At 63.6% G+C, this 8,134-nt stretch carries 8 protein-coding genes; 2 read left to right on the forward strand and 6 right to left on the reverse strand.

Annotated elements, in window-relative coordinates:
- The first annotated feature begins 254 nt into the window (after positions 1–254).
- Entirely contained in the window at positions 255–632 is a 378-nt protein-coding gene (locus tag JOZ76_RS21255; RefSeq protein ID WP_291701522.1) for a DUF2147 domain-containing protein, read from the forward strand.
- A 75-nt stretch (positions 633–707) separates the two neighbouring features.
- Here JOZ76_RS21255 and JOZ76_RS21260 read toward each other — a convergent pair whose 3' ends face one another.
- The 6 genes from JOZ76_RS21260 to JOZ76_RS21285 form a co-directional block, all read right to left on the reverse strand.
- Positions 708–1,826: a cobalamin-independent methionine synthase II family protein gene (locus tag JOZ76_RS21260; RefSeq protein WP_291701523.1), complete on the reverse strand. Its 1,119-nt coding sequence runs from the start codon at positions 1,824–1,826 to the stop codon at positions 708–710.
- Between the two features lie 82 nt (positions 1,827–1,908).
- The gene (locus JOZ76_RS21265) at positions 1,909–2,625 is read right to left on the reverse strand and encodes an ABC transporter ATP-binding protein (RefSeq protein ID WP_291701525.1); all 717 of its coding nucleotides are present in this window, start codon (positions 2,623–2,625) and stop codon (positions 1,909–1,911) included.
- Positions 2,618–3,370: an ABC transporter ATP-binding protein gene (locus JOZ76_RS21270; protein ID WP_291701527.1), complete on the reverse strand. Its 753-nt coding sequence runs from the start codon at positions 3,368–3,370 to the stop codon at positions 2,618–2,620. The genes JOZ76_RS21265 and JOZ76_RS21270 overlap by 8 nt, the downstream gene beginning before the upstream one ends.
- Positions 3,367–4,398: a branched-chain amino acid ABC transporter permease gene (locus JOZ76_RS21275; RefSeq protein ID WP_291701530.1), complete on the reverse strand. Its 1,032-nt coding sequence runs from the start codon at positions 4,396–4,398 to the stop codon at positions 3,367–3,369. The genes JOZ76_RS21270 and JOZ76_RS21275 overlap by 4 nt, the downstream gene beginning before the upstream one ends.
- Positions 4,399–4,407: 9 nt before the next feature.
- Positions 4,408–5,277 carry a branched-chain amino acid ABC transporter permease gene (locus tag JOZ76_RS21280; protein ID WP_291701531.1) on the reverse strand — a complete coding sequence of 290 codons (870 nt, stop codon included), beginning with the start codon at positions 5,275–5,277 and terminating at the stop codon, positions 4,408–4,410.
- 170 nt (positions 5,278–5,447) lie between these two features.
- Positions 5,448–6,620, reverse strand: coding sequence for an ABC transporter substrate-binding protein (locus JOZ76_RS21285; protein ID WP_291701533.1), 1,173 nt, complete (start codon positions 6,618–6,620; stop codon positions 5,448–5,450).
- 716 nt (positions 6,621–7,336) lie between these two features.
- Between JOZ76_RS21285 and JOZ76_RS21295 the strand changes: the two genes are divergently transcribed.
- The coding region (locus tag JOZ76_RS21295) for an SDR family oxidoreductase (protein WP_291701538.1) at positions 7,337–8,134 on the forward strand (798 nt) is incomplete at its 3' end.

Raw genomic sequence — 8,134 nt, forward strand, 5'->3', positions numbered from 1 at the left:
ATGTCGTTCTCCTGGCAGAACTCCGAAATCTGGCTGAGAAGCTGGTCGTTCTTCATGGTCGCAGTATTTGGGCGGTCATGGTGGGCAGGTATGGGCCACCACGCGTGTCCTACCACCTTCTGCCCACCAAGGCAATGCCGGATTGTCCTCTGATGGGATGAAGTCACAGCGGCGCAGGCCTTATGACGCTGTTCGTGTTGCTGACAAAATCGGCCAGCAATTTCCCTCCCGTCCCCGTTTGCAGGAGCCTTGACATGATCCGTCGCACCATCCTGGGCCTGGCCTTTGGCGCTACCCTGGCAGCCAGCCCCGCACTGGCCGACGACATCACCGGCACCTGGCTGCGCGAGAGCGGCGCATCCAAGGTGAAGTTCGCACCTTGCGGTGGTGCCATCTGCGGCAACCTCGTCTGGATCAAGGCCGGCACGGACACGCCGGCCAAGGTCGGCCAGCGGTTGTTCTTCGACATCAAGCCGACCGGCCCCAACACCTGGAGCGCCAACTACGCCAATCCCGACGATGGCAAGACCTATGCTGCAAAAATCTCGCTGTCCGGCGGCACGCTGACGACCGAGGGCTGCGCGCTCCGCGGTATGGTCTGCCGATCCTCGACCTGGACGCGCGCGAACTAGATCATTTGCGCCTCAAGCGACCAGCGCCCGAAACGGCGGCGCCGGTCGTCTCGTTTCCGGGTGGAAGGGTCAGCGCTACTTCCCCCAGACCTCCTCGGCGAGCTCAACGGCCAGCCGGAGCTTCGCCCACTGCTCCTCCTCGGAGAGGACGTTGCCCTCCTCGGTGGAGGCAAATCCGCATTGCGGCGACAGCGCGAGCTGCTCGAGCGGGGCGAATTTCGCCGCTTCCTGTAAGCGGCGTTTGATGTCGTCCTTCTTCTCGAGCTCGCCAAATTTGGAGGTGATGAGGCCGACCACCACGACCTTGTTACCATGGGGCAGAAATCGCAACGGCTCAAAACCCCCGGCGCGGTCGGAATCGTATTCGAGGAAATAGCCGTCGTAATTGGTGCCGGCGAGCATGGTCTCGGCGACCGGTTCGTAACCGCCGGAGGAAATCCAGGTGGAGCGGAAATTGCCGCGGCAGACATGGGTCGTGATCACCATGTCGGTGGGCCGCTCGGCGATCGCATAATTGATGATGCGCGCATAAATCTCCTGCAGGCCATCGGGATTGTCGCCGCGCTCGCGCGCCTTCTTCAGTTCCTCCTGCGAGCAGAGATAGGCCCACACCGTATCGTCGAACTGCAGATAGCGGCAGCCCGCATCGTAGAAGGCCTTCACCGCCTTGCGATAGGTCTTGCCGAGGTCCTCATAAAAGGCGTCGAGATCCGGATAGACGTCCTTGGAGATCGCCTTACGGCCGCCGCGGAAGTGCAGCACGGCCGGCGACGGGATCGTCATCTTCGGCGTCACATGCGCCGTGTCGGCGTGCTTCTTCAGGAAGCGAAAATGGTCGAGCATCGGGTGGTCGGCGGGAAAATCCAGCTTGCCGATCACGCGCACCGCGTCATGCCGCGTCTCGACGCCGGCGAACTGGATGCCGACCTCGGGGTGAAACAACTCGCAGCCGGTGAGCTTTGCGAGAAAATCGAAATGCCACCAGGAGCGGCGGAATTCGCCGTCGGTCGCGAGCTTGAGGCCGGTCGAGGCCTGCCGGTGCACGACCTTCTCGATCTCCATGTCCTCGATCTTGCGCAGGTCGTCCGCGCTGATCTCACCCTTTTCGAGCTTGGCGCGGGCCTCCTTGATCTTTGGCGGGCGCAACAGGCTGCCGACCTCGTCGGCGCGGAAGGGCGGTTTGGTTCGCTGCATGGTCGTCAACTCCAAAAAAATCTAGACGTTTTTGAGCGTGACCCTATCGGAAAACCGGTGCCCGCTTTTCCGGAATCATGCTCTAGTGCGCCGCGGCACCGGCGACGCCGAGATGGCGTTCCAGCGCCGCCGGATCGGCCTTTAGTGCCCGGCTTTCCGCATCGTGCACGATCGCGCCACGCTCCAATATCACGACGCGGTCGGCAAGGGAGAGGATCTTTTGCGCGTGCTGCTCGACGATGATGGAGCAGATGCCGCCGGCGCGGGTGATGCTGCCGATCGCCCGCAACAGTTCCTCGACGATGATCGGGGCAAGCCCCTCGGTCGGCTCGTCCAGCAGCAGCACTTTTGGATTGAGCGTCAGGGCGCGCCCGATCGCCAGCATCTGCTGCTCGCCGCCGGAGAGCTGGTTGCCGAAATTGCTGCGCCGCTCCTTGAGCCGCGGGAACATCGCGTAGATCTTGTCGACCGTCCACGGCCCCGGCTGGGCGACGGCGGTCATGTTCTCCTCGACCGTGAGCGAACGAAAAATGTTACGCTCCTGCGGCACCCAGCCGATCCCGGCGCGCGCGCGCTGGTCGGGACGCAGCATCGTGATATCGCGCCCGGACAGCGCAACCGTGCCGCTGAATCTGCGGGTGACCCCGACGATGGAATTGATCAGCGTGGTCTTGCCGGTGCCGTTGCGCCCGAGCAGCGCGAGCACCTGCCCTTCGGGCAGGCTGAGCGACATGTTCGGCAGCACCACCGCCTCGCCATAGCCGGCGCGCAAACCCTGGATGGTGAGCAGGTCAGGCATCGGCGGCCTCGCCGAGATAGACCGCCTTGACCTGCGGATCGCGCGCGACCTCGTCCGGCGCCCCTTCGACCAGCAGCGCACCGGAGACCAGCACGGAGATGCGGTCGGCAAAGGAGAAGACGAGGTCCATGTCATGCTCGATCAGCAGCACGGTGACATCGCGCGGCAGCGCGGCGACAGCGGCCAGAATGTCCTTGCGCTCGCCTTCGGGCACGCCGGCGGCGGGCTCATCGAGCAGCAGCACGCGCGGCCTGGCAGCGATCGCAACCGCAATTTCGAGCAGGCGCTGCTTGCCATAGGGCAAGGTCGAGGTGAGGTCGTTCATGACGTCGAGCAGGCGAAACCGCCCGAGCGTCTCCGCGATCTCGGCGTTGACGTCGTCCCGCGTCCCCATGCGTCGCCACCAATCGGCGCCGCGGCCAAGCCGTTCGGAGACCGCAAGCCCGATGGTCTCGAGCGGTGTCAGGTCGGGATAGAGCTGATTGATCTGAAAAGTGCGCGACAGGCCCCGCAGCACCCGCCGGTGCACCGGCAGGTCGGTAATGTCATGGCCTTCGAGCAGGATACGTCCGCCGCTCGGCTCGATCACACCGGTCAGCAGGTTGATGACTGTGGTCTTGCCGGCGCCGTTCGGGCCAATCAGCGCATGCCGCGCGCCCGTTGCGATCTTTAGCGACAAGTCGCGGGTGACCCGCAGGCCGCCGAACTGTTTTTCCAGGCCCCTCGTTTCCAGCGCGATGCTCATGGCGCCTCGTTGTCGGAAAGAGCGACGACGGCCCTTCGCCCTGCGAACTGCCGAATCACCAGGTTCGGCAGGAACAGGGCCCAGCGATGGATGCGGGTCCGGCCGACCAGCACCATCACGATCAGCACGAGCCCGATCCAGAACAGCCAGTATTGCGGGGTGATGGTTTGAAACACCTCCTGCAGCATGCGGAACACCAGCGCGCCGATCAGCCCGCCATAGAGATAGCCGGTGCCGCCGATCACCAGCACCAGCATCAGGTCGGCGGATTTTTCGAACGCGAACACGTCGAGCGAGGCGAGCGACGTCGTCTGCGTGAACAGCGCGCCGGCAATGCCGGCATAGAACGCGGCCACGGTGTAGATCGCGATCAGCCGCCGGTTGACGGGAATGCCGACCGCGGCAGCGCGGAGCGGATTGTTCTTGATCGCGCGCAGCGACAGGCCGAACGGCGAATGCACGATGCGCCGCGCCAGCAGGAACAGCAGGAACAGCACCGCGAGGGAATAGAAGAAGCCGACCTTGCCGAACATGTCGAAGGCAAAGATGCCGAGGATCGGCTGCATCTCGATGCCCTGCAGCCCGTCGGTGCCGCCAGTGATGTTAGAAAAGCGCTCGGCCAGCGCTTCCAACAGCAAGGCGATGCCGAGCGTGACCATCAGCCGCGTCAGGTCGACGCCGCGGATGACGAGGAAGCTCGTGAGGAAGCCGAGCACCATGGCGGCAAGCCCGGCCACGACCAGCGCGATGACAGGCTCGGTGATGATCCCATGCAGGGACAGCAGTCCGGCCGAATAGGCGCCGACACCGAAAAACGCCGCATGTCCCAGCGAAACGATCCCCGAATAACCGAGGATCAGGTCGAGCGACAGCGCGAACAAAGCGAGCCGCACGATGTCGGTCATGATCAGATAGCGCGAGGGAAAGCAAAAGGCGCAGGCCAGCACCAGCACCCAGAACGCGATCTCGCTCCAATGCCAGCGGGCGTGCTGTCTGGCGTGGTATCCGACGTCGGCTGGTGTCGTCATGCGCGTCACTCAGCGCGTAACAGTGCGGCCGAACAGGCCGTTGGGGCGCCAGATCAGGATCACGATCATGATGGTGTAGATCACGAACGGCCCCATCTTCGGCACGTAATATTTACCGGCGACGTCGCCGATGCCGAGCAGCAACGAGGCCAGGAACGGACCGGTGATCGACGAGGAGCCGCCGACCGTAACCACGATCAGGAAATAGATCATGAACTTCAGCGGAAAGTACGGATCGAGCCCGAGGATCTCCGCACTCAGCGCGCCGCCGAGGCCTGCGAGCCCGCAGCCGAACGCAAAGGTAAAGGCAAACACCTGCGGCACGTTGATGCCGAGCCCGCTCGCCGCGCGCGGATCATCAACGGCGGCGCGGAGCCGGCTGCCGAAGCGCGTCCGCGCCAGCACGAGCTGCAAGGCCGCGGTCAGAAGGCCGCAGATCACGACGATCATCAGCCGGTAGCGGTCGATGCCGACACCAAAGACGTCGAACTGGCCTTCGAGCGCGGCGGGCAACTTGATGAAGATGCGCGACGACCCCATGATATAGTCGACCGCCGCCACCGACATGAAGACGAGGCCGATCGAGAACAGCACCTGATCGAGATGGCTTCGGGTGTAGAGGTGGCGATAGAGCGTGCGTTCCAGCGCCACGCCGATCACGGCGCTCGACACGAAGGCCAGCGGCAGCGCCGCGAAGAACGGCCAGCCTGTGTGGTTGACCAGCACGGCGCAGACATAGCCACCGGCCATGGCAAAGGCGCCGTGGGCCAGATTGACGAAATTCATCAAGCCGAGCGTCACCGCGAGCCCGCAGGCGAGCACGAACAGCAGCATGCCGTAGGCGACGCCGTCGAACAGGTTGGTGAGAACGGAGGTCATGGAAAGGAGTATGTCGTCCCCAGCTTCACGATGTCATTCCGGGGCGGCGCATGGCGCCGAACCCGGAATGTCATTCAACAATTTCGAGATCCCGGGTTCGATGCTTCCGCCCTTCGCTCTTGGAGCTTCGGCGGACAAGTCGCATCGCCCCCGGGATGACGCGTTCCGCGTCACTTCTTGGTCTTGCCGGAATCCTTGACCGCCTCAAAAGTCTGGAACTCGACATTGTAGAGCTCACCGTCGACCTTCTCGACCTTGCGGATGTAGACGTTCTGGACGATGTCGCGGGTTTCCGGATCGATCGAGATCGGCCCACGCGGGCTCTCCCACTTCATGCCCTTCATCGCCTCGATCAGCGCGTCGCCATCGGTCTTGCCGCCGGTCTTCTTCAGCGCTTCATAGATCAGGTGGATGCCGTCATAGCCGCCGACGGCCATGAAGCCCGGGCGGTTGTTGTAGGCCTTCTTGTAGGCCGCGACGAACTCCTTGTTCATCGCCGATGGATGCGCCGCAGAATAGATGTGCGCCGTCACCGTGCCGAGCGCAGCATCGCCCATGTCGTTGAGCAGGTCGTCGTCCATGACGTCGCCAGGGCCGATCACCTTGATACCGGCCTTGTCGAGCCCGCGCTCGGCATATTGCTTCATGAAGTTGCCGCCCTGCCCCGCGGGCACGAACACGAACATCGCGTCCGGCTTGGCGTCCTTCATGCGCTGCAAAAATGGCGCGAAATCAGGATTTTGCAGCGGCACCTTGACCTCTTCGACAATCTGGCCACCGCCCGCGGTAAAGTGCTCCCTGAAGAAGTTCAGCGCATCGTTGCCGGGGGCATAGTCCGATGTCAGGGTCGCGACCTTCTTAATGCCGTTCTTGACGGCCCAGTCGGCGATGATGGTGGACGACTGCGCGAGCGTGAAGCTGGTGCGCGCGATGTACGGCGACTTCTCGGTGATGATCGAGGTCCCCGCGGCCATGACGACCTCGGGAATCTTGGCCTGGGTCGCGAGCGGCGCCGCGGCGAGCGCGGCCGGGGTGACGCCGAAGCCGGCGATGAAATTGACCTTGTCGTTGACGATCAGCTCCTGGGCAATCCGCTTGGTATTGTCCGGAATCGCGGCATCATCCTTCAGGATCACATCGATCTTCTTGCCCGCGACGGTGTCGCCGTGCTGCTGCATATAGAGCTTGACGGCATTGTCGATCTGCTTGCCGGTGGACGCCTGACCGCCGGTCATCGGCACGATCAGGCCAATCTTGACCGTATCCTCAGCCCGTGCCGGGCCCAGGCTCAGGGCGACCGCAGCACCTGCGGCCAGCAATACGTCTCTCCTCCGCGTCAACATCAGCACTCCTCCCGATCGGTTTCTTTGCGGCTTGAACCGAGTCCTCAGCTCTGCCGTACCATAGCCCAGTTTTTTCATCATGTACCCGCGCGGCATGACGTCTTATAACGGTACGGCATATCTTCCTGCCCGTCCCCATATCAGGTTGCGACAGGGCCGCTTGCCATCTCGGGCAGGTCGAACGCGAATGTGAGGAACAATCACAGTATTAAAATACCACTTGCCGCCATGTCGGCTAATTTTAGGTATTGAGGCATAGCCTACGCTATCGGACTTACGTCGCGTCCCAGCAGGACCCATGTTCGCAAGATGACTTTCAGCTTTCGCCGAATAGCGCTTCTGTCCGCGGCTGTGTCTGTCGCATGCACCCTTGCGGGTTGCGCCTCCATCAACGCCAAGCTTGCGGACGGCATGGGCGACTATATTCCGCAGTGGGCGGGCGGCCTCCCGGCGGACGCGCCGCCGCGCCCGGGAACCGCGAAATATGATGAATACATGAAAGAGCGCGAACGGCGACGTCAGCAGCCCGCCGCCGAACGGGACAACAATGCCCCGGCCGCGCAGACCTCCTCGCCCCCGTCGCAATAGCGTGTCCGATCGTTGCGTGAGCAGCCCGGCCTAAGGGCTGGAAGTCGAGGCCAAGATAGATCAAACAGCGGTCCATAAGCGGGTTAAGTCTTGTGGAATCGGCAATGCCTTTGGCTTCTGAGCAGAGTTTGGTCATCGGTGGCACCGGCCTCGTCGGCGGCTACATCGTGGCCCACCTTCAGGGGCGCGGGGGGCGGCCGCTGGTGCTGTCCAGGACTGAGCGGACTTCGCCTGGGATCGCGTGGGTCCGCGGCGACCTCCGAGATCCCGCCTCGCTGCGCCTGCCGGAATTCGCCACCCTCTACTGCACCGCCGACGCCGTGCTGCTGGCGCAGGCGCTGCCGCATCTGCTCAATCCCCGGCTGCGGCGGGTCGTCGCCTTCTCGTCGACGAGTGTCCTGACCAAGTTCGATTCCCAGATCGCCCGCGAACGGCAGCGCATGCAGGACCTGATCGACGCCGAAGAGCAGATCGCAGCGGCCTGCCGCCAGCACGACGTAGGCTGGACCATCCTGCGCCCGACCCTGATCTATGCCGAAGGACGCGACAGCAACATCACCCCGCTGTCCCGCCTGATCAGGCGCTTCGGCTTCATGCCGCTGGTTGGAAGTGCCGGCGGCCTGCGCCAGCCGGTGCATGCTGAAGACCTCGCGCTCGGGGCCATTGCTGCCGCCGACAGCCCGGCTTCGATCAACAAGACCTACGCGCTGGCCGGCCTCGAGACGATCACCTACCGGGAGATGATCGGGCGGATTTTTGATGGTTTGGGACGGCCGCGGCGAACCGTCCCACTGCCGCCTGCCCTCTGGCGTCTAATGTTCTTGCTGGCCAAGCCACTGTTTCCCAGCGCCAACGTGGCTTGGGGCCTTCGCATGACCAAGGACATGACCTTCGATGCGGGCCCTGCGGTCGCGGATTTCGGCTGG

This window comes from Bradyrhizobium sp. (genome assembly GCF_019244115.1).
Lineage (GTDB): Bacteria > Pseudomonadota > Alphaproteobacteria > Rhizobiales > Xanthobacteraceae > Bradyrhizobium.